The sequence below is a fragment of the Anaerococcus urinomassiliensis genome (assembly GCF_900128425.1).
In the GTDB taxonomy this organism is placed as follows: Bacteria; Bacillota; Clostridia; order Tissierellales; family Peptoniphilaceae; genus Anaerococcus; species Anaerococcus urinomassiliensis.
Genome location: NZ_LT635782.1, coordinates 826,973 through 847,219, shown reverse-complemented (window position 1 = coordinate 847,219; position 20,247 = coordinate 826,973). Strand labels below are relative to the sequence as shown.

Genomic DNA, 20,247 nt, shown 5'->3' with positions numbered 1-20,247 from the left:
TATATTATATTGTTATTATTAAAGGAGGAATCATGACAGATAAAAAAAATAATGATTCAAAAAAGGAAATTTTTGAAACAGAAAGAAATGTTGAAAGATCAAGCAGGAATACAAATAGAGCTCCACACAGAAGTGAGAGAGAAAGAAAGCAAAGATCAGGTGTTCCAGTATATGAACAAGCAACAAGCGCTATACCAGCTGGAAACAACCTATCTTGGGCTTCAATACTAGCTGGAGCAGTAACAGCAGCAGCTTGCTTTGCAACACTAAGCTTACTTACAGCTGCACTAGGATTTGGTCTATTCTCACCAACAACTAGTGATCCACTATCAGGAGTTGGCGTAGGAACAGGCATATTGACTGCTATAACTCTAATCTTATCATTTTTAGCAGGTGGATTTGTTGCTGGATTTTCAGCAAGATCAACAGGTAAATTGCACGGTGCTATTACATGGGCAGTTACAATACTACTATTACTAACATTTGTGATTAATGCTATTGGTCAAGTACTAGGAGCAGCAGCAAATGTTGCAGGTACTGCAGTAAATACAGCAGCTAACGTTGCAGGAAATGTAGCAGGTTCAACAATTTCAGCTACAAGTGATGCAGTAAGTGCTGGTGTAGAAAAAGCTGGAGATGCAATTGGTGATGTAGATACAGCAGAACTACAAGAAAATGTTGAAAAATATCTAGCTGATACAGATATAGAAGAATTACAACCAGAATATCTTAACAATCAACTTGAAGAATCAAAAGATGAGATTGGCCAAGCAGTTAAAGATATAGCACTAAACCCAGATAATGCCAATAAAATTATTTCTGACTTAACGAAATCACTTCAAGATAAGGCTAATACAATAGCTGATTCTGCAGATAGAGATGCAATTGCAAATGCAGTAGCTAAAAACTCTGATCTAACACAAGAAGAAGCAGAAGAAGTTACCGATAATATTTATAATGGTTTAGTTGATGCTAACAAACAAGCTCAAACAGCTTTAAACGATGCTTCAACACAAATTAACAACTATGCAACAGAAGCTGAAAATAAAGTAGATGAAACAGTTGAAAATGCAAAAGAAGGTGCAGAAGATGCATCCAAAAAAGCATCAGCTGGTTCAGTAATCACATTCCTTGGTCTTATAGCAGCTCTTGCACTATCAGCATGGGGTGGCCAAATGGGTGAACAAAAAGCTTTAGAATTTGTAAGAAAAGAAACAATTAGATAATAAAATAATTTTTTAGAGAAAGCTTAGGCTTTCTCTTTTTTTGTGTTAATATAATTGAAGGAGGATATAATGAGAATTGAATTGATAAATTTTACTAAAAATGCAGAAGAAACCATAGCCCAAGCTGGAAAACTTTGTTATTCCAAGGTTGGAATAGAAGAAATAAAAGAAAGACTAGATGATAAATCAATAGAAAAATACATAACAATGCTAATGGATATGGGGCATATGTCACCAATAGAACACGTTAGTTTTACCTTTGCAGCTGAGGGAGTTTCTAGAACACTGACCCACCAATTAGTTAGACATAGGCTTGCGTCATACTCCCAACAATCACAGAGATATGTAAGGCTAGAAGATTTTGAATACATAATTCCACCTGCGATAAAAGAGGATAGTAAGGCCTTGGAAATATATGAAAAGGCCATGGAAAATTCCAAAGAATCTTACTTAAAGATATCAGAATCTCTATTTGATAAATATTATGAGGAGAACTTATCAGCTGGGCTTAATGAAAAAGAAGCTAGGTCAAAGGCGGAAAAAAAATCAATAGAGGATGCTAGATATGTGTTCCCAAATGCCTGTGAAACAAAAATAGTTTTTACTATGAATGCTAGAAATTTACTTCATTTCTTTTCTCTTAGATGCTGCAACAGGGCTCAATGGGAGATAAGACAGATGGCCTTTGAGATGGTAAAAATATGCAAAGAAATTTATCCTACTTTATTTAAAAATGCAGGCCCATCCTGTGTAAACGGTCCTTGCCCAGAAGGCAAAATGACTTGTGGCAAGATAAAAGAAGTTAGAGAAATCTACAATAATCTTTAAAAAAACTCCCCAAAAATGGGGAGCTGATTTTATCTTAGTATGTTGAGCATTGAATTAATCGGTTCTTTGGAATTGATCTTTTGATCATATTCTAAATATAAATTTTCCTCGTTCTTACTAAAGGAAGAATTGATTGAAACGATTAGTCCTGAGTGTTCCAATATATATAAGTTGCTTGGGGCGTTGTAGATGACGTCTTTATGAGTATTAGAAGATTCTAGGGCATTTTTTACAATATATGCACCGTTTGTCTGTAATACTCTGGCAAATTTTATGGCTTCATTGGCGGTATTTTCATTGGTCAATACATATATTTTCCTCACAGCATATTCCGTATTCCTTTTAATATCAAGGCTTAGCTGATCATAGTATAGGTAATGGTTAGGATCTATAAGATCAATTTCATCTGGATATTTTGATGAATCATTTTTTACAAAGGCAGTTTTGTATGGACTGTTTTCATCTTCCTTGAAATTTTTCAGGCTATCCTGGAAAAGCTTAGACCTATAAAATATGATATTATCTTCATGGTAGTCATTTGCTATAAGAATCTTTGATAATTCTATCCAGTAGCTACTATCAATAGAATTATTGTCTGACAAATCCAAAATAATAGTTCCAATAGGGCCGTTGTCCCTGAAGAAATCGGTGATTTTTTTGATATCTTCGTCAACTTCGTTGGCCCTAAAATCTTTTAGAGTAATGCTTGCAACATTATTGCTGGCCTTCGTTATTTGCATAGAAGGCTTATCATTGTTTGCATTGTCCAACAATCTCTTGTACCTATCAACAGCTTGTGGATTTTCCAGGACTGTTTTTTGTGGAGACTTGCCCTTGTTCCTATAGTAATCAAACAAGCTATCATAAGTCTTTTTATCAATTACAAATGTCCTAGTATCGTCTAATACCTCCAAGTACTGGTTTAGTATAGAGTAGTAGTCTTGGTCAGTCTTTGAAGCAGCTATTTTTTTCCTGAAATTGGTATACTCATTGGAAAATTCTAAAAAATCTTTGGTATTGAGTTTGTCAACGGCATAGTTTTTTGAAATACCGTCGTATAGGTCATCAAAATCTGTTATCTTCTCTGCACTTGTTAGTGACCTATTTTCAGATGGACTTACAAAAACTTCGCTTCCTATACTATCCAAGACCTCATCACGAAATCCTGGATAGCCCATTTTTTTGTAGGAGTATAGACTATTTACTATTGCCTTTGATGCAAATACCAGGATAATAACAAGTATTGCCAATAAGACAATCCTACGAATGAGAAACTTTCTTCGTCTTTGTTTTCTATTTTTTTCAAGTCTCTGTCTTCTTGCTGGACTAATATTTTCAGTATTTTTTGAGTATCTTCTTTTATCAAGTTTTTTATTTTGCCTTGACTTTCTTTTTGTATCTCTTGACATAATTTCCTGCCTTAATTTTTAAATGTTAAAATAAAGGTGGTTCCTTGATTTAAAACAGAGTTAACTTCTATTTTTCCTCCTAAAGCTTCCACAAAATTTTTGGTTATTGATAGACCTAAACCGTGGCCGTTCTCGTTAGTGTTTCTATCGTCTTCTATACGATAAAATCTTTCAAAAATCATATCAATTTTATCTTCTACAATACCAACACCATCATCAATTACCTTGATTACAAATAAGTTAGGATCGCCAGATAGGAAAATATCAATATTACCATCCTGGCCAATAGCTTTGATGGCATTTGATATAAGGTTTTGTATAACTTGGGTAAATTTATCCTTATCCGATGTAATTACTATTTGATCTTCAATATGTGAATTGATATCGATGCGGTTATTATTTGCATTTGGGATAAATGTATATATGATGCGGTTAATAAGTAGGGATAAGTCAAACTCTTCATTTTTAACTTCAAAATATTTTACATTTTCATCAAAAGTCTTTTTAAGGTCTATAACTAGACCTTCAAGCCTTGTTACATCTTCTAGCAATATGTCCATGGTAGTTTCGTCAGCCTCGATAACTCCATCTCTGATTGCTTCTATATAAAGTTGCAAGTTGGTAAGAGGGGTTCTAAGCTCGTGAGAAATGTCCTGGGCATATTGTTTTCTAATTCCTTCTTGGTTTTTTAAGTTTTTGGATAGATACGTTATATTATCTTGTAAATTTTCTAGTTCTATAATATCTGTATTTTGATTGATAATATTGTAGTCGCCATTTTTAATCTTTACTGTATCATCGGTGATTGTCATTATCGGTTCCGAAATATTATCCGATAAAATTAGACTTATAATAATGCCTATCACAAGCGATATAAATAGTGAGTAGACAATGGCAGAAGAGAAGTTTTTTTGCAGTTGATGTATAGGCTCTGGATTAGCATTGTAGGTAACTGTAAGACTTCCTGACCTCTGTTTTCTATCCAAATTTACTAAGTTTATATTCTCGTGCAAGAGGGGATAAGTGTTATTTTTATTCCTTCCATGAACTTCATAGGAAGTATTACCCTTGTTATCCTCATACTTAATATCAACTTCCAAATCTTTGGCAAGGCTATCTAGGTTTTCCCACATCTGATCTATGGTTATATTAGGATCTTTGATATATTCCTTAAACCAAAAACTAACCTCATTGGGTCTATAGTCAGGTATGTCACTTAATAATTCCCTGTAATTAAAAGTGACAAATAAGGTGACTAATATGGAAAATACAAGGACGCAGGCTAGTATACCTGCTATAAAGTTTCTGATGATTTTACTCTTTAATGTAGTCATCAACTCCGCCTGATTTGTAACCCATACCATAAATAGTCTTTATATAGCTTGGTTTTTTTGGATTATCTTCTATTTTTGCCCTGATATTTTTGATATGTGTGTCGATGGCCCTGTCGTAAGCTTCGTAATCATAGCCAAATGTTAGTTCAATGATTTCATCTCTAGAATAGATCTTGTTAGGATTTGAAAATAGGGTTTTTAGGATCTGAAACTCATTTTTTGTAAGCAAAATTTCTTTGCCATCCTTAAAAATACGGTTGTATTCAAGGTCCATTTCAAGCCTACCATCATTGGTCTTAATAATGTCAGCTCTTGGGATGTTGTATTTTTCTATTCTTCTTAGGACTGCCTTTACTCTTTCTACCAATTCCTTTGGTGAGAATGGTTTTGTTACATAGTCGTCTGCGCCAAGTCTTAGTCCGTCAACGCGGTTATTCTCTTCAACTTTTGCAGAAACCATAATAACAGGCAATTCAGATTTGTTCCTAATTTCCTTGATTACTTCTTCTCCAGGAAGTTTTGGTAGCATCAAATCTAAGATAACTAGATCTATATTATTTTCCTCGAAAACTTTTAGACCTTCCTTGCCATCAAAGGCTTGGAGAACTTTGTAGCCTTCCTTCTCAAAATATGATTTCATTATTGTAGAAATTTTTTTCTCATCTTCTATTATTAAAATTGTTATTTTATTCATAGTATATACCTCACAGATTATTATACCATAAGGATAAGATAAAGTTTTCATAGTATGCCTAGAATATTGTCATTTTTGTAGATTATAAAACTATTTTATAAAAAATTAAATAATCTAAAAGTAGTTGTTTCAAAATGTAATTTTGGGATATAAATATAATGTGATAATACTTAATTTATTAGGTAATTTTATACAAATTTGAAAGGAGTAAATATGTTTAATCAAGCAGGAATTATTATGACCCTAGTACTAGGTGCATTAGCTGGATGGATAGCAAGTATGATTATGGGCAAAGATTCTCAAATGGGAGGTATTGCTAATATCATAGTTGGTATTATCGGTTCTGTTATAGGTGGATGGATTTATGATGCATTCTTCCTAAAGGGAGCTGCTCCAAGCACATTTGTCCAAGTATTGTGGGCAGTAATTGGTGCGGTAATCTTACTATGGGTTATCAACCTAATTACAGGCAAGAATAAACCAAATAATACTAAGAAAAGATTCTAGTATTTAGATTATGACAATCAGGGCTGAGATGCCCTGATTTTTTTGTACAAATTATGGCAAAGAAAAAAGCTTAAACAAGTATAAACTTGCTTAAGCTTTCCTTTTAAAAACCGCGGTTGCCATCAGTTCCTGTATCAGCTCCAGGATTTTGTTGGTTGTTATTTGTACCTGTGCCAGCATCAGGATTATCACCGTTTTCGTCTTTGTCTTTGTCCTTTTCATCCTTATCTTCATCGTCTTTATCTTCATCTTCGTCTTCTTCAGGCGGAACATAGATAAGGGTTGAATATTCTGTTGGAGGTCTGTAATTCCAGTCTCTTGGCAAGATACCACCAAATTCGTTAGGATCGTAGTTGCTCTTTGGTTTTATAAAGGCTCTGTTTTCTACTGCCCAGCTTGGTGTAACATCAGAGGCTAGGAGATTATTTCTTGAGTCTACAGTGACCATAACATGGACATCATCTTTTTCTGTTGGAGTATTCTTTGGTCCAAATATTTCTGTAACTATGGTTCCACGTGGGTCCCAAGATGAAATCTCAGAAGGTAGTTTACCACTCATACTGTCAACTTGCATTTCTACTATGCTATCAGGTCTTTCAAATTGTTTAATTTCGTAACCTTCTAGTATGTGGTTATTTATGACATTCCACATCAAGGCTGCTCTTTGGATTGATGTACCGTTCAAATGTAAGTTTTGGTCATCTGCTCCCATCCATATACCAACTGTGTAATATGGGGTATAGCCCATGCACCAGAAGTCAACTTGGTTGTCGGTTGTACCAGTTTTGGTTGCAAAATCCATATCGTCTATATAGATGTTGTTGTAATATTTGCCTGTTGATTGAAGGGCAGAGGTTATTTGATAAGCTGTATCTTCTGTTGTTACTTCATGAGTAGTCACATCGTCATCATCAAATAATACCTTACCTGTGGAGTCCTCTATTTTAGAGAAGGTCAATGGTTCATTATAGGTTCCTTTATTTGCAAGTGCTGCATAAGCTGCAGTCATATCCAGAGTTGTAAGACCTTTAGTCATAGCCCCAAGACCCATGGCAGCAAGGTTTTCGTCATTGGTTTGAGCATTATCTTCTTTTGTAACAAAGTTATCATCGCCATCTTCTTTGATGATTCCGAAGTTTTTAAGGTACTCTAAGCTTGTTGGTATACCAATTTCTTTTAGGGTTCTTACTGCTATAGTATTGATAGAATATTCTATGGCCTTTCTGATAGGGACAACTCCCATATAATATTCGTAAACATTCTTTGGCCAAGGTTTGTCATCTTCTGTTTTTATAACAGGAACATCGTCCATACCAGTAGCAAGGTTATATCCATTGTCTAAGGCAGGAGTATAAGTAGCAATTGGTTTGATAGAGGAACCTGGTTGTCTAGGAATTACAGATGCCCTATCGAGTAATCTAATACCGGTTTGATCACGGCCGCCCATTATTGCTTTGATGTGACCATTTTGTTGGTCTATTACTACAGTTGATGATTGAGGTTGGATTACTCCTTCTAGGTCAATATCGTAATAATCTTTTGATAGTGAGAAAGAGCCATCATCATAGGCTGTCAGTAAACCTTCATTTTTATCTAAATAATCTTTAGAAATAATAACATTTTGATTTTCATCTAGGCTAATATCTTCGTTAGATTCAAAAGCTATATGACCTGTACTATGGGTTCTAAGATTCTTATTGTTTTCATCAAGTGTGTAGAAATTCCTAAATACCAAGTTGGTTTGGTCTAAATATGCCTTGTAGGTATTTAGTACCAAATTTCCATTATCATCAAAGTAAGCCTCGTCAGGTCTTAATCTAAGGTCGTTATCATCATTTAATATATTTGCTCGGGCATAGTATAGTAAATTTCCCTCTTTATTTAAAATATTGCCATATTGGTCATAATTTAAATCCAAGAGTGGGGCTTGTTGGTAGCCTGAAGTATCTCCCATAATATATGATGAAAAGTCAGCATAGATTGCTTCAAGCTGTTTTTGCATATCTTCATCAATAGTGGTAGTTATCCTAAGTCCACCATAATATAGTCTATCCCAAGCTTGATTTTCACTCATGTCGTATAATTCTTGAAGCTTTTTTACAACTTGTCTTTCAAGAAGAGAGTTAAAGTAGCTTGCGATTTCTGTATTAGTTCTTTCGGCTGGAACAATTGAGCTGGCTACATCAAAGTCAACAGCTTCCTTGTACTCTTTTTTAGATATAAAGCCTAATTCAAGCATTTTTTCTAGGGCATATTTTTGTCTCTTGTATGGTTCTGGGTTATAAACTGCCGAATATTTTTCACCATCAATAGTAAATTCACCCAAAACTTTTTGGTCAGTCACTTCATTAGTTTTAATAGCCTTATAAAGTGAGTTTTCTGATGGAGATTGGACAATACCTGCAAGAGCGGCGCACTGGGCAAGGTTTAGCTCGGATACATCTTTATTAAAGTATGTTCTTGCGGCTGCTTGGACACCGTAGGAATTTTGGCCCATAAATACACGGTTTAGGTAAGCACTAAGTATTTCGTCCTTATCCAAGGCATCTTCAATCTCTAAGGCTAGGAAAATTTCTTTTATTTTTCTTTCGTAGGTTTGGTCGTTTGTAAGATAAGTGTTACGTGCCAATTGTTGGGTTATAGTTGAACCACCACGGACGATACCGCCAGCCTTGAAGTTATCTATGGCTGAACCTAATATGGACTTAAAATCTAGTCCTGGATGACTTTCAAATCTCTCGTCTTCAACAGCTATAAAAGCGTGCTTCAAATCATCAGGGATTTGTTTATTGTCAACTATTTCTCTGTATTCGCTAGTAGCTATTGAATCTACTTCATTACCATCTTCATCAACTATAGTGGAGTTTTGACTCATCTCATATTTAATTATGTTAGGATCTATTTCTGGAGCAGCCTTCATAACCTCAAGGATTGCACCGCCAGCAAGGCCGGCTAAGACAACTCCTATAGATCCAACAAACAATAGAACTATTAATATGAGTTTTAACACTATAGAGGCAATCTTCTTAAACATTAAGCCTCCTAAATTTTTATTTTTTATTTATTTCAATATTATTCTTATTTTATCATTTTTTTAGAAAATAATCTATAAGCCATTTTCTTTATAAATTTTCTTCAAATCGTATAATCAAATGGAAAGGATCTTTATGCAGGAAGTTATTCAAGTTAATGTTTTAAATAGAGATGATGATTTAGACAATAAAATATACGAATTGGAATCATTAATCAACACGGCTGGGGGCAAGTCCCTAGCCTATGTCAGTCAAGTAGTAGACAAGGTTAATCCTAGATACTATATTGGTAAGGGCAAGGTTAGTGAGATTAAAGATTTGGCAGAAAAGCTATCGATAGACACAGTAATATTTGATGTGGAGCTATCAGCTAGCCAATTATACAATCTAGAAGAAGAATTAAAACTTCATGTAGTAGATTGGACAAGTTTGATACTAGATATCTTTGCCCTGCGTGCCAACACCAAGGAAAGTAGGCTAAAAATCAAACTAGCCCAGCTAAAATATCAATTACCTAGACTTAACAAGTGGTTTTCATATCTGTCTAGGCAGGCAGGTGGTATTGGAACCAGAGGACCTGGTGAAACCATGCTTGAGACTGATAGGCGTGCTGTTGTTAGAGATATCAAATCTTTAGAAAGCCAACTTAAAGATGTAGAAAAGACAAAAAAAATAAATAGGAAAGCTAGGACAAATATCCACAATATTTCTCTTTTGGGCTACACCAACGCCGGCAAGTCCACTATCTTAAATCAAATGATGAAATTATTTGGCAAGGATAAGTACGTCTATTCCGATGACTTGCTTTTTGCAACCCTTGATACATCTACTAGGAGACTAGACTTTGCCAATACTAAGGTTACCCTTACAGATACAGTTGGTTTTATAGACAATTTGTCAGAAGAACTTAACGATTCATTTCTGACAACCCTAGATGAGATTAAATTTTCCGATATGCTCTTGATAGTAATAGATGCAAGTCACAACATAGAACACCAAATCCATGCCATAGAAAAGGCCCTAGAAGACATAGATGTAGGAGATAAGGAAATACTTTATGTTTTTAACAAGATGGATAAGGTTGAAGATAAGCTTAAGGTTGAGCTTTTCAAAAGAGATATGGATAGAATTTATATATCAGCAAGAAATGACGATGATATAATAAGACTTAAGGAAAAAATCGTATCTATAATAAAAAGTGATTATCAAAGAGTAAAGATGCACATATCCTTTGCCCATGGGGAAGTTTTGGACTATATGATGACAAATTACGATATAGAAAATACCGAATACGATACAGATGGCACCAATATAGAATTTGATATATCAAAAGAGGATTTTAATAAATATGACCGATATCTCATCAAGTGAATATAGGACAATTAAAGGGCAAAATCAAAGCCAATTTGAAGAAGAAAAATCAGTTTTTATTACAAGTATTTCCCATGTAGAAAGTGAAGATGAGGCCAAAGATTTTATAGAAGAAATTTCACAAAAATACAAAGATGCCACCCACAATTGCACTGCCTATATAATAAATGAGATACCTGTTATAAAAAGATATGATGACAATGGAGAGCCTACTGGTACAGCTGGCTTACCCATGTTAAGTGTTCTTGAGAAAAATAATCTTACAAATGTAGGAGTTGTTGTAACAAGGTATTTTGGTGGCAAGCTTTTGGGCAAGGGAGGCTTGGTCAGAGCTTATTCTAGGGGAGTAAGTGATGTAATCGATGGAAATATTGTTTACAAAAGACCTTTTTATGTAGTAGAATTAATTCATTCGTATAATGTTCTCGGTCAAATTGAAAATTATCTAATTGAAAATAAGATAAAGATTATAGGCAAAGATTTTACTGACAAGGTAAGTCAAAGAGCTTATATAAGTCTAGATTATTTTGGAAAAATAGAAAAGGATTTGACCAATTTGACCAGTGGACAAATAAATATTAAAAAAGAAGAAGTAAAAATGCTTTTTACTAAGTAGGAGGATATATGTCAGGACATAATAAGTGGAGCAAAATTAAAAACAAAAAAGGAAGTGAAGATGCCAAGAAAGGCAAGATCTTTACCAAACATGCTAGAAATATCACTGTAGCAGCTCGTCAAGGGGGAGATAATCCAGATTATAACCCAGCTTTAAAGGCAGCAATTGATAAGGCAAAAGCAGACAATATGCCAAATGATAACATCGAACGTGCCATCAAAAAAGCCACAGGTGAGGGAGCTGGAGATAATTATCAAAGAATAATCTATGAAGGTTATGGTCCAGGTGGAGTAGCTATCATAGTAGATTGTCTTACAGATAATGTCCAAAGAACTGCACCAGATGTTCGCCACGCCTTTGACAAAAATGGTGGAAACTTAGGAACAGATGGATCAGTTATGTTTATGTTTGACCAAAAAGGCGTAATACTTGTAGATGGCAAAGACAAGGATTTCGATAACTTTATGATGGATGCCCTAGAAGCTGGTGCAGATGATGTAAGCGAAGAGGGCGAATTTTTTGAAGCTATAACAAGTATAGAAGCATTCAATGATGCAAAAGAAAGTCTGGAAAAGGCAGGCTATGAGAGCAAAAGAGCTGAGATAACATATCTTGCTCAAAACTATATTGAAGTTGACGAAAGCCACCACAAGGCCCTAGAAAAATTAATTGATAGCCTAGAAGATAACGATGACGTCCAAGAAGTATATACAAACTGGCAAGAACCAGACGAGGAAGAATAATGGCTTTTAATATAGACCCCGTAGCATTTTCAATTTTTGGAATAAAAATATATTGGTATGCCTTAATCATAGTCTTTGGGGTAATCCTTGGTACACAATTTGCCAAAAAGGAATTTGTAAGAAGAGGCTTTGATGAAGACTTCATCTACGATATACTTTTCGTTATTTTGCCAAGTGGGATAATCGGTGCAAGAGTCTGGTATGTAATATTTATGTGGGACTATTATTCCCAAAACCCTGGACAAATCCTAAATATCAGGGGAGGTGGACTTGCCATACATGGGGGAATAATCTTTGGAACTCTTGCCCTTTACCTATATGCAAAACACAAAAAAGTGCCTTTTTTGGATATGACTGATGTCATGACACCATCCCTTGCCCTAGCCCAAGGAATAGGCAGGTGGGGAAACTTTGTCAACCAAGAAGCTCACGGTGGCCCAACAGATCTACCTTGGGGAATAATAATTGATGGTGTAAAAGTACATCCCACTTTCCTCTACGAGTCTATTGGAGATATTATAATTTTCTTGATATTGATAAATTGGAGAAAAAATAATCCAGACAAGGGTAAAATTTCTGCCTCTTATTTGATAGGCTATGGAATATTGAGATTCTTTGTAGAGGGTCTAAGGACAGACTCCCTATATTGGGGCCCACTTAGAACAGCTCAAATCATTTCCCTAGTATTTGTATTGCTAGGAGGAGTTTTATTTTTCATATCAAATAAGAAAAATCTCCCACCTTATTTTAAGCCCAAAAAACAAGTGGAAAAGAAAGAAAACATCATAAACTTTAAATAATTTTAAGTATATAGGCAAATAAATATAAAACATTAAGAAATCGATCATTTTGGTCGATTTTTTTGTTTGCTTTATTATGAAAAATGGTATAAAATAATTACAAAGTGGATTAAAGTGGTTTATGGTGGTAAGAAATGTTTTTAGGTGAATTTACTCACAAGCTAGATTCAAAAAATAGAATAATGATACCTAGTGAATTTCGTGAAGATTTGACTGAAGAATTTTTTATCACGAAAGGACCAGAGAATTCTTTGGTGATTTATACCAAGGATGAATTTGATAAGCAAAGTGAAAGGCTTGATAATCTCATAAATGAAAATAAAAAAAATAGGGCGATTAAGAGACTATTTTTCTCATCCACAATCAAGACCAGCCTAGATAAACAAGGCAGGGTTTTGCTAAACAAGAATTTAAGAGATTATGCAAATATCGAAAGCGAGGCTATGATTATTGGCAACAACACAACTATTGAGCTGTGGGATGTGGATACATGGCAAGAATACATAAATGAAGTCGAGGTGAATTTATCCGATATTATGGATGAATAATTATGGAATTTGAACATATTTCTGTTTTGGCAGAAGAAACAATAGAAAATTTGAATATAAAACCTGATGGAATTTATGCTGACCTTACACTTGGCAAGGGTGGCCATAGCAAGAGGATCTTGGAAAAATTATCCGATAAAGGTAAACTTATTGCCTTTGACCAAGATAGGGAAGCTATAAAGGCTTCAAAGGAAAATCTTAAGGATTTTCCAAACGTTATTTACGTCAATACCAATTTTGAAAATTTCGAGTCTACTTTGAAAGATTTGAATATTTCAAAAATAGATGGTGCTTTGATGGATATTGGCGTCAGCTCATATCAAATAGACAATGCAGAGCGTGGATTTTCCTATATGCATGATGGACCACTTGATATGAGAATGGATGTCGAAAATGAGTTAACAGCAGAAAAGATAGTAAACGAGTATTCCAAAGAAGAGCTTACTGAGATTTTTTCCAAATATGGGGAGGAAAGATTTTCTAAAACTATAGCTAGAAACATTGTCGATTTTAGAAATAAACAGCGAATAGATACGACTTTCAAATTAAGAGATATAGTTAACAAATCAGTAAGAAGTAAGGAAGCTCATCCAGAAAAAAGGGTTTTTCAAGCCCTACGTATTGAAGTTAATAGGGAACTAGAAGTGTTGGAAAATACGATAGAAGATGTGGTTGATCATCTAAATGTTGGTGGTAGACTTTGTATCATAACATTTCACTCACTAGAAGATAGGATAGTAAAAAACAAGTTCAAGGACCTAGAAAAGGACTGTACTTGTCCGCCAGGACTTCCAGTATGTGTTTGTGATACTGTCCAAAAAGTTAAGATTATTACTAACAAACCAATTGTTGCAGGAAAGAAAGAATTAAGAGAAAATTCTAGATCCAAAAGCGCCAAGCTTAGAGTATGTCAGAGGGTTTAATCATGAATTATAGCAAAACTTTTAATAAAACTTCAATAAACACTAATCATAATAGAAAAAGGCTTAAGGTTTCTGATAATCCTAGATATAGTCAAAAGCATAAGAACAAGATGCTTAGAAAAAAGGATAGAAGACTAAAAAGCACTTTGATTTTATTGGCATTGGCAATTATTGTAAGTTTATCATATTTTAATATTAATAAAAGAAAAGCATTGAAAGATAAGAGAATTGAGTATAATACTCTTATGAATCAAGTAATAACAAAAGAATTAAAGAGAGATCGTTTAGAAGCAAAACTAGAGAATTCTGTTGATTTAAACAGGATCCAACGCTATGCTATGGAAGAACTTGGTATGGTGTATGCAAAAAATGAAACTCCTATAAGAAACTTAGAAGGTAATTAATATGACAGATATGTTTAAGATTGCCATTATTAGTATTTTATCTTCTATAATTTTAGGCTATGCGATACTTCCCATACTGAGAAATATGAAAGTGGGACAAAACATTAGAAGAGAAGGTCCAAAAAGCCACTACCAAAAAGCTGGCACACCTACCATGGGTGGAATAATATTTTTGATAGCAGCATTTTTGATAACCTTAATATATGTTCCATTTAACTTAAGCTCAGCAATATTAATAATTGCATTTTTGGGCTATGGCGCAATAGGTTTTATAGACGATTATAGAAAACTAGTTTTAAAGCAGTCTGAAGGATTAAATCCAAGACAAAAAATAATACTACAGTTCGGCTTAGCTATACTTATTACAATATTAGCTTTTATCAATGACAAAGATAGTGTTATGGAGATGATCATACCATTTTCAAACTATCCGCTTTCTGTAAGCATCCTAGGTTTTCCTATTTTGATATTTATAATAGTAGGAACAACAAATGCAGTAAACCTTACTGACGGCCTAGATGGACTTGCTACAAGCGTATCACTTCCAGTCTTTATTACCCTGTTTTTGATAAGCACAAAAGACGCATCTAGGATATTTTCTATGATAATGTTTGGAGTGCTTTTAGGATTTTTGTTATTTAACTCAAATCCAGCATCAGTATTTATGGGTGATACAGGATCTATGGCAATTGGTGGAGCAGTTGTAGCTATTGCTATTATTGAAAGAATCCCAATCTACCTAGTGATATTTGGTGGAGTTTATGTGATGGAAACTTTATCAGTTATGATCCAAGTTTTCTCATATAGGCATAGAAACAAGAAAAGAGTATTTTTGATGACTCCAATCCACCATCACTTTGAGTTAAAAGGATACAAGGAGCCAAAAATTGTAAGTGGCTTTACAATAGTTAGTGTTTTATTATGTTTAATAACTTTGGTGGCAATTTTATGAGAAAAGTTTTAGTATACGGACTTGCTGTCAGTGGTATATCAACAGTAAAATGTTTAGCCCAAATGGACTATCAAGTTTATACTTATGATAAAAATAAAATAGAAATTGAACAATTGAAGGGCTATAAGTATAGCCCTATTTCTGATTGCAAAATCATGGATATTGACTATGATTTCGTAGTAAAATCTCCAGGCATCAAACCTAGCGACGATTTATTGGTGAGACTTGCAGAAAAATATGAAATTATATCAGATATAGAATTATCATATAGGATATTTCCTGATAAGAAGTTTTTAGCTATTACTGGAACTAATGGTAAGACTTCAACAACTTCTATGATTAGTCATATATTAAATGAAAATGGAGTTAAGGCTATATCTGTAGGCAATATTGGTGAGGGAATCCTATGGCAGATGAAAAACAATGACAGTGTTTTTGTTGAGGAATTATCTTCCTTCCAATTAAAAGACACATCTTACTACCATCCACATATTGCTGCCATACTAAATATAAGTCCTGACCATATTGATTGGCATGGTTCTTACGAAGATTATATAAATTCCAAATTCAATATTGCAAAAAACCAAGATGCCAATGATTATTTAATCATCAACCATGATGATGAGATTTTATCTAAGAACAAGGATAAGTTTAAGGCCAATATCTATGAATTTTCGAGCAAATCAAAGGTGGAAAAAGGCCTTTATTTAAAAAATGATAAGATTATATTTAATGAAGCTGACAAAGAAATCGAAGTTTTGGATGTCAAAGATTTAAAGATAATAGGTAACCATAATTATGAAAATTTGATGGCAGCTATCCTTCAAACTTACCTATTTGGGCTAGATTTTGACCAAATAGCAAAAGCAAGCAAGACCTTTGTTTCTATAGAACACCGTCTAGAATTTGTAGATGAAGTCAGAGGTGTTAAGATATATAATGATTCTAAGGGTACAAATGTCGATAGTTCTATAAAGGCTATCAACAGTTTTTCAGATCCCATTATAATTATTGCTGGTGGCTATGACAAGAAAATTGACTATAGTGACTATGTAAAAGCCTTTACAAAAAATGGCAAAGAGATGATTATTCTTGGCGAAACTAAAGAAATGCTAAAAGATTTGTGCCAAAAACATTCTGTTAAATATAAAGTAGTTGATGATATGGACGAGGCTGTAAGATATGCTATTAGCATTGCCAAAAGTCCTGATATCATCTTGCTATCTCCAGCTAGTGCAAGCTGGGATATGTACGATTCCTACCAAACTAGGGGTCGAGATTTTAAAGAAAAGATTGATAAGTACAAAGGAAATATTAAATGAGAGTAATAATGTCAGGTGGTGGAACAGGTGGACATATATATCCAGCCATAGCCATCGCCCAAAAATTACAAGCTAATATTGAAAACTGTGAGATTCTTTATGTTGGGATAAAAGGTGGTCCAGAAGAGGCTATAGCAAAAAAATATGGCTATGATTTTAGGCCTATTGATGGTATGGGCTTACCTAGAAAGATTAACAAAAGATTTTTCAAATCCTTATCCAAAAATATGAAGGGTTTCAAGGCAGCAAGGCATATAGTAAATGAATATAAACCGGATATAGCAATTGGAACTGGTGGCTATGTATGCGGGCCTATTATATATAAGGCTGCTAAGGCTAAGGTTCCTACTATAATCCACGAATCAAATTCATATCCAGGGGTCACATCCAAATTCCTATCAAAAAAAGTTGACTACCTATGTATATCTTATCCTCAAGCCAAAAAACACTTAAAATACAAGGATAATATTATAGTTACAGGCAATCCTGTTAGGACGAATTTCAAGGAAACTTTTACTGATGAGGACTTAGCAAAACTTGGCATCAAGAAAGATAGACCGGTAGTCTTCTCCTTTGGTGGATCAAACGGTTCATACGCCCTAAATAAGGCGATAATTGAACTTTCAAAGATATTAAAGGATGAATTTTACCTACTTCATCAAACAGGTAGACTCAACTACGATAAATTCATGGAAGAAGTTACTGACAATCCTTATATTAAGGCTTTTTCCTACATTGACAATATAGACTTATTTTACGCTGTAAGTGATTTGGTAATAGCATCAAGTGGGGCAATGAGTCTTGCCGAAATATCTGCAGTCAAGAAACCATCTATTTTGATACCTAAAGCTTACACCACAGAAAATCACCAACAATATAATGCACAAACCTATGTAGACAATGGCGCAGCCCTTATGATATTAGAAAAAAATCTTGATGGCAAAATATTATATGATAATATTGTTTCTATAATAGATGACAAAAAAAAGCTAGAAGCTATGGGCAAGGCTGCAGGATCTCTTGCAGATGAGGATGCTAGTGATAAGATTCTAGACTTAGTATTGGAATTAGTTGGTAATGATGCAAAATAATAATGACAACAGATATTTAAAAAAAGATGGAAAAACCATAAAGAAAACATACGTGGCCAAGAAAAACAATCGCAACTTCGAAAAGGAGAAGAAGGTATTTTCTAAGCCCTTTGTATTTTTTCTGATCATATTATTTCTATTAACTGTTCTCTACAGCTTATATATCCATCCTTTTATGCAGATATCAGACATATACATAAGTGGTAACAAAAATATTAGTGATGAACAAATAATAAGTCAAATATCAAATCCTATTGGACAAAATATATTGACTTATAATATAGCTGACAGTGAAGAAAGGATTAGTGCTATTGACACTATCGATGGCGTAGAAATCAAGAAAGTCTTTCCAAATCTTTTATCCATAGAAGTAGACGAAACTTATCCGCTCTTTTACCAAGAAGAAAAAGATAAGACTTATTATATAGATAACAAGGCTAAGATTATAGAAAAAAACCTGGAAAATAATGAAGGACTTATCAAAATAAGGGGGGCAAAGCTTAGGAATATCACAGGGGAAAACTTTACTAGCTCGGAAGCTTCACTCAATTTTATTAAGGCGATCCAGGAATTTTCCTACATTGATAAGGTAAAAGAAATAGATTTGGAAAATAAAGCTGAAATTGGTATAATGTTAAATGATATAGATGTAAAATTCGGTGATTTGAACAATATTAGTGATAAGTTAAAATTACTAGATAAAATCCTAAATGATATAGACCAAAAAGGAGTTCTAGCTGTTCAAATAGACCTAGATAATGGCAAAAATCCTAAAGTAAAAGTGGACGATCAATCATTTAGTGAAGATTTAAATTATTAAAAAATTAGAGATGACGGGGGAAACAATGGCAAACATTAATATGGAAATGGACAATAGCGCATTAGCAAAAATTAAGGTCATCGGTGTAGGTGGCGGTGGAAACAACGCTATCAGCCGAATGAGAGACAATGGACTATCAGGTGTAGAATTTGTAGCAGTAAATACAGACTTACAAACTCTACAAGAATCAAATGCAGATATTCGCCTACAAATTGGTGAAAAACTAACACGTGGACTTGGCGCTGGAGCTAATCCAGAAGTTGGAGAAAAAGCTGCTGAAGAAAGCAAAAATGATATCACAGAATCTCTAAAGGGTTCTGATATGGTATTTATCACTGCTGGAATGGGTGGTGGTACCGGTACAGGTGCTGCTCCAATAGTAGCTAACGTTGCAAAAGATTTGGGAATATTAACTGTAGGTGTTGTTACAAAACCATTCACATTCGAAGGTAGAAAAAGACAATCCCAAGCAGAAGCAGGTGTAGAAAGACTAAAAGAAAATGTTGATACACTTATTACAATTCCAAATGATAGACTTCTTCAAATAGTTGAAAAAAGAACATCAATGGTAGATGCATTTAAACTTGCTGACCAAGTTTTGATGGATGCAGTTTCAGGTATTTCTGAACTAATAGCAGTACCAAATGTAATAAACCTAGACTTTGCTGACGTAGAATCAATCATGAGCGATCAAGGTATAGCTCATATGGGTATAGGCCGTGCATCTGGCGAAAATAGAGCAGTAGATGCAGCAAAAGCTGCTATCAATTCTCCACTGCTTGAAACATCTATTGATGGTGCAAAAGCAGTTTTACTAAATGTTACAGCTGCTGAAGTTGGTTTGATGGAAGCAAACGAAGCTGCAGAACTAATTCGTGATAATATTGATTCTGATGCAAATATCATCTTTGGTGTTGGTAGTGATGAATCTCTTGGTGAAGACATCAAGATTACAGTAATTGCAACAGGTTTTGACAACCAAGCTAAGGCAAGTCGCCACGATGATCTTAATCCACGCAGGAGTCAAAGAAGCGAATACGAATCAGCTCCAAGAAATCAAAGATCAAACCAAGAAACAAAGGCTAAGAAAAATCCATTTGACGATATAGATTTACCAGACTTCTTAAAGTAATATGAAATGCCCTTATTGTCATTCAAATAATACAAGAGTTCTTGATTCAAGAGCCACCGAAGATGACACAGCTATCAGACGTAGAAGGCTTTGTGAAGATTGCGACAAAAGATTTTCAACCTATGAGAGGTACGAAGATAATACCCTTATGGTTATAAAAAAGGATGAAACTAGAGAATCTTTTAACCCAGCAAAGATTATATCTGGGGTAGTAAAAAGTTGCCAAAAAAGACCAGTTTCCATGGATCAGATAGAAGAAGTAGCAAAAAATGTCGAAGTAAAAATTAACCATACGGGTAAAAAGGAAGTTACTTCAACATATATTGGTGAACTTGTAATGGATGAACTAAAAGATCTTGATCCTGTCGCATATGTACGCTTTGCCTCAGTTTACAGAGAATTTAAAGATGTAGATTCATTTTATGAAGAAATACTTAATTTAAAAGACTAAAGATGCTAGTGAAAGGCTTAGGCTATAAGCTAGCTTCTTTTTTT

Annotated in this window: 20 protein-coding genes; 16 read left to right on the top strand and 4 right to left on the bottom strand. The window is 34.2% G+C overall.

Going from position 1 to position 20,247, the window contains the following annotated elements; translation table 11 throughout:
* Positions 1 to 32: 32 nt before the first annotated feature.
* Together BQ7474_RS05110 and thyX are read left to right on the top strand one after the other, a co-directional pair.
* Positions 33 to 1,226: a YrzE family protein gene (locus tag BQ7474_RS05110; RefSeq protein ID WP_235821476.1), complete on the top strand. Its 1,194-nt coding sequence runs from the start codon at positions 33 to 35 to the stop codon at positions 1,224 to 1,226.
* A 69-nt stretch (positions 1,227 to 1,295) separates the two neighbouring features.
* Positions 1,296 to 2,054, top strand: coding sequence for an FAD-dependent thymidylate synthase (thyX, locus tag BQ7474_RS05105; RefSeq protein ID WP_073997897.1), 759 nt, complete (start codon positions 1,296 to 1,298; stop codon positions 2,052 to 2,054).
* A 29-nt stretch (positions 2,055 to 2,083) separates the two neighbouring features.
* On the opposite strand, the gene BQ7474_RS05100 is transcribed toward thyX, so the two are convergent.
* Genes BQ7474_RS05100 through BQ7474_RS05090 form a run of 3 tightly spaced genes read right to left on the bottom strand, consistent with a single transcriptional unit; the run spans position 2,084 to position 5,491 of the window.
* Positions 2,084 to 3,463 (bottom strand): S41 family peptidase, encoded by a 1,380-nt coding sequence (locus tag BQ7474_RS05100; RefSeq protein ID WP_073997896.1) that lies wholly within the window; start codon positions 3,461 to 3,463, stop codon positions 2,084 to 2,086.
* Between the two features lie 11 nt (positions 3,464 to 3,474).
* Entirely contained in the window at positions 3,475 to 4,797 is a 1,323-nt protein-coding gene (locus BQ7474_RS05095; RefSeq protein ID WP_073997895.1) for a sensor histidine kinase, read from the bottom strand.
* A complete protein-coding gene (locus tag BQ7474_RS05090) occupies positions 4,778 to 5,491 on the bottom strand; it encodes a response regulator transcription factor (protein WP_073997894.1) in 714 nt (237 codons plus the stop codon). The genes BQ7474_RS05095 and BQ7474_RS05090 overlap by 20 nt, the downstream gene beginning before the upstream one ends.
* 213 nt (positions 5,492 to 5,704) lie before the next feature.
* On the opposite strand from BQ7474_RS05090, the gene BQ7474_RS05085 reads away from it, so the two are divergent.
* A complete protein-coding gene (locus tag BQ7474_RS05085; protein WP_177343662.1) occupies positions 5,705 to 5,998 on the top strand; it encodes a GlsB/YeaQ/YmgE family stress response membrane protein in 294 nt (97 codons plus the stop codon).
* 103 nt (positions 5,999 to 6,101) lie between these two features.
* On the opposite strand, the gene BQ7474_RS05080 is transcribed toward BQ7474_RS05085, so the two are convergent.
* Complete coding sequence (locus BQ7474_RS05080; RefSeq protein ID WP_073997893.1) at positions 6,102 to 9,032, bottom strand: transglycosylase domain-containing protein; 2,931 nt, start codon at positions 9,030 to 9,032, stop codon at positions 6,102 to 6,104.
* A 133-nt stretch (positions 9,033 to 9,165) separates the two neighbouring features.
* Here BQ7474_RS05080 and hflX point away from each other — a divergent pair, with 133 nt between their 5' ends.
* From hflX to nrdR, 13 genes are all read left to right on the top strand, one after another.
* Positions 9,166 to 10,401, top strand: coding sequence for a GTPase HflX (gene hflX, locus BQ7474_RS05075; RefSeq protein WP_073997892.1), 1,236 nt, complete (start codon positions 9,166 to 9,168; stop codon positions 10,399 to 10,401).
* Complete coding sequence (locus BQ7474_RS05070) at positions 10,379 to 11,017, top strand: YigZ family protein (protein WP_073997891.1); 639 nt, start codon at positions 10,379 to 10,381, stop codon at positions 11,015 to 11,017. The genes hflX and BQ7474_RS05070 overlap by 23 nt, the downstream gene beginning before the upstream one ends.
* 8 nt (positions 11,018 to 11,025) lie before the next feature.
* A complete protein-coding gene (locus BQ7474_RS05065; protein WP_073997890.1) occupies positions 11,026 to 11,760 on the top strand; it encodes a YebC/PmpR family DNA-binding transcriptional regulator in 735 nt (244 codons plus the stop codon).
* Positions 11,760 to 12,560 (top strand): prolipoprotein diacylglyceryl transferase, encoded by an 801-nt coding sequence (gene lgt, locus BQ7474_RS05060; RefSeq protein ID WP_073997889.1) that lies wholly within the window; start codon positions 11,760 to 11,762, stop codon positions 12,558 to 12,560. The genes BQ7474_RS05065 and lgt overlap by 1 nt, the downstream gene beginning before the upstream one ends.
* Positions 12,561 to 12,694: 134 nt before the next feature.
* Positions 12,695 to 13,108 (top strand): division/cell wall cluster transcriptional repressor MraZ, encoded by a 414-nt coding sequence (gene mraZ, locus BQ7474_RS05055; protein ID WP_073997888.1) that lies wholly within the window; start codon positions 12,695 to 12,697, stop codon positions 13,106 to 13,108.
* A gap of 2 nt (positions 13,109 to 13,110) precedes the next feature.
* Entirely contained in the window at positions 13,111 to 14,031 is a 921-nt protein-coding gene (gene rsmH / locus BQ7474_RS05050; protein WP_073997887.1) for a 16S rRNA (cytosine(1402)-N(4))-methyltransferase RsmH, read from the top strand.
* Positions 14,032 to 14,033: 2 nt separating this feature from the next.
* Positions 14,034 to 14,435 (top strand): hypothetical protein, encoded by a 402-nt coding sequence (locus BQ7474_RS05045; protein WP_073997886.1) that lies wholly within the window; start codon positions 14,034 to 14,036, stop codon positions 14,433 to 14,435.
* Between the two features lies 1 nt (position 14,436).
* Positions 14,437 to 15,387, top strand: a complete 951-nt coding sequence (gene mraY, locus BQ7474_RS05040; RefSeq protein WP_073997885.1) for a phospho-N-acetylmuramoyl-pentapeptide-transferase — start codon at positions 14,437 to 14,439, stop codon at positions 15,385 to 15,387.
* Positions 15,384 to 16,709: a UDP-N-acetylmuramoyl-L-alanine--D-glutamate ligase gene (murD, locus tag BQ7474_RS05035; protein WP_073997884.1), complete on the top strand. Its 1,326-nt coding sequence runs from the start codon at positions 15,384 to 15,386 to the stop codon at positions 16,707 to 16,709. The genes mraY and murD overlap by 4 nt, the downstream gene beginning before the upstream one ends.
* The gene (gene murG, locus BQ7474_RS05030) at positions 16,706 to 17,800 is read left to right on the top strand and encodes an undecaprenyldiphospho-muramoylpentapeptide beta-N-acetylglucosaminyltransferase (protein WP_073997883.1); all 1,095 of its coding nucleotides are present in this window, start codon (positions 16,706 to 16,708) and stop codon (positions 17,798 to 17,800) included. The genes murD and murG overlap by 4 nt, the downstream gene beginning before the upstream one ends.
* Positions 17,790 to 18,620 (top strand): cell division protein FtsQ/DivIB, encoded by an 831-nt coding sequence (locus BQ7474_RS05025; protein WP_159429548.1) that lies wholly within the window; start codon positions 17,790 to 17,792, stop codon positions 18,618 to 18,620. Before murG ends, BQ7474_RS05025 begins: the two co-directional genes overlap by 11 nt.
* Before the next feature lie 25 nt (positions 18,621 to 18,645).
* Positions 18,646 to 19,752 carry a cell division protein FtsZ gene (ftsZ, locus tag BQ7474_RS05020; protein ID WP_073997882.1) on the top strand — a complete coding sequence of 369 codons (1,107 nt, stop codon included), beginning with the start codon at positions 18,646 to 18,648 and terminating at the stop codon, positions 19,750 to 19,752.
* A gap of 1 nt (position 19,753) precedes the next feature.
* The gene (nrdR, locus tag BQ7474_RS05015) at positions 19,754 to 20,203 is read left to right on the top strand and encodes a transcriptional regulator NrdR (protein WP_073997881.1); all 450 of its coding nucleotides are present in this window, start codon (positions 19,754 to 19,756) and stop codon (positions 20,201 to 20,203) included.
* The last annotated feature ends 44 nt before the right edge of the window (positions 20,204 to 20,247 follow it).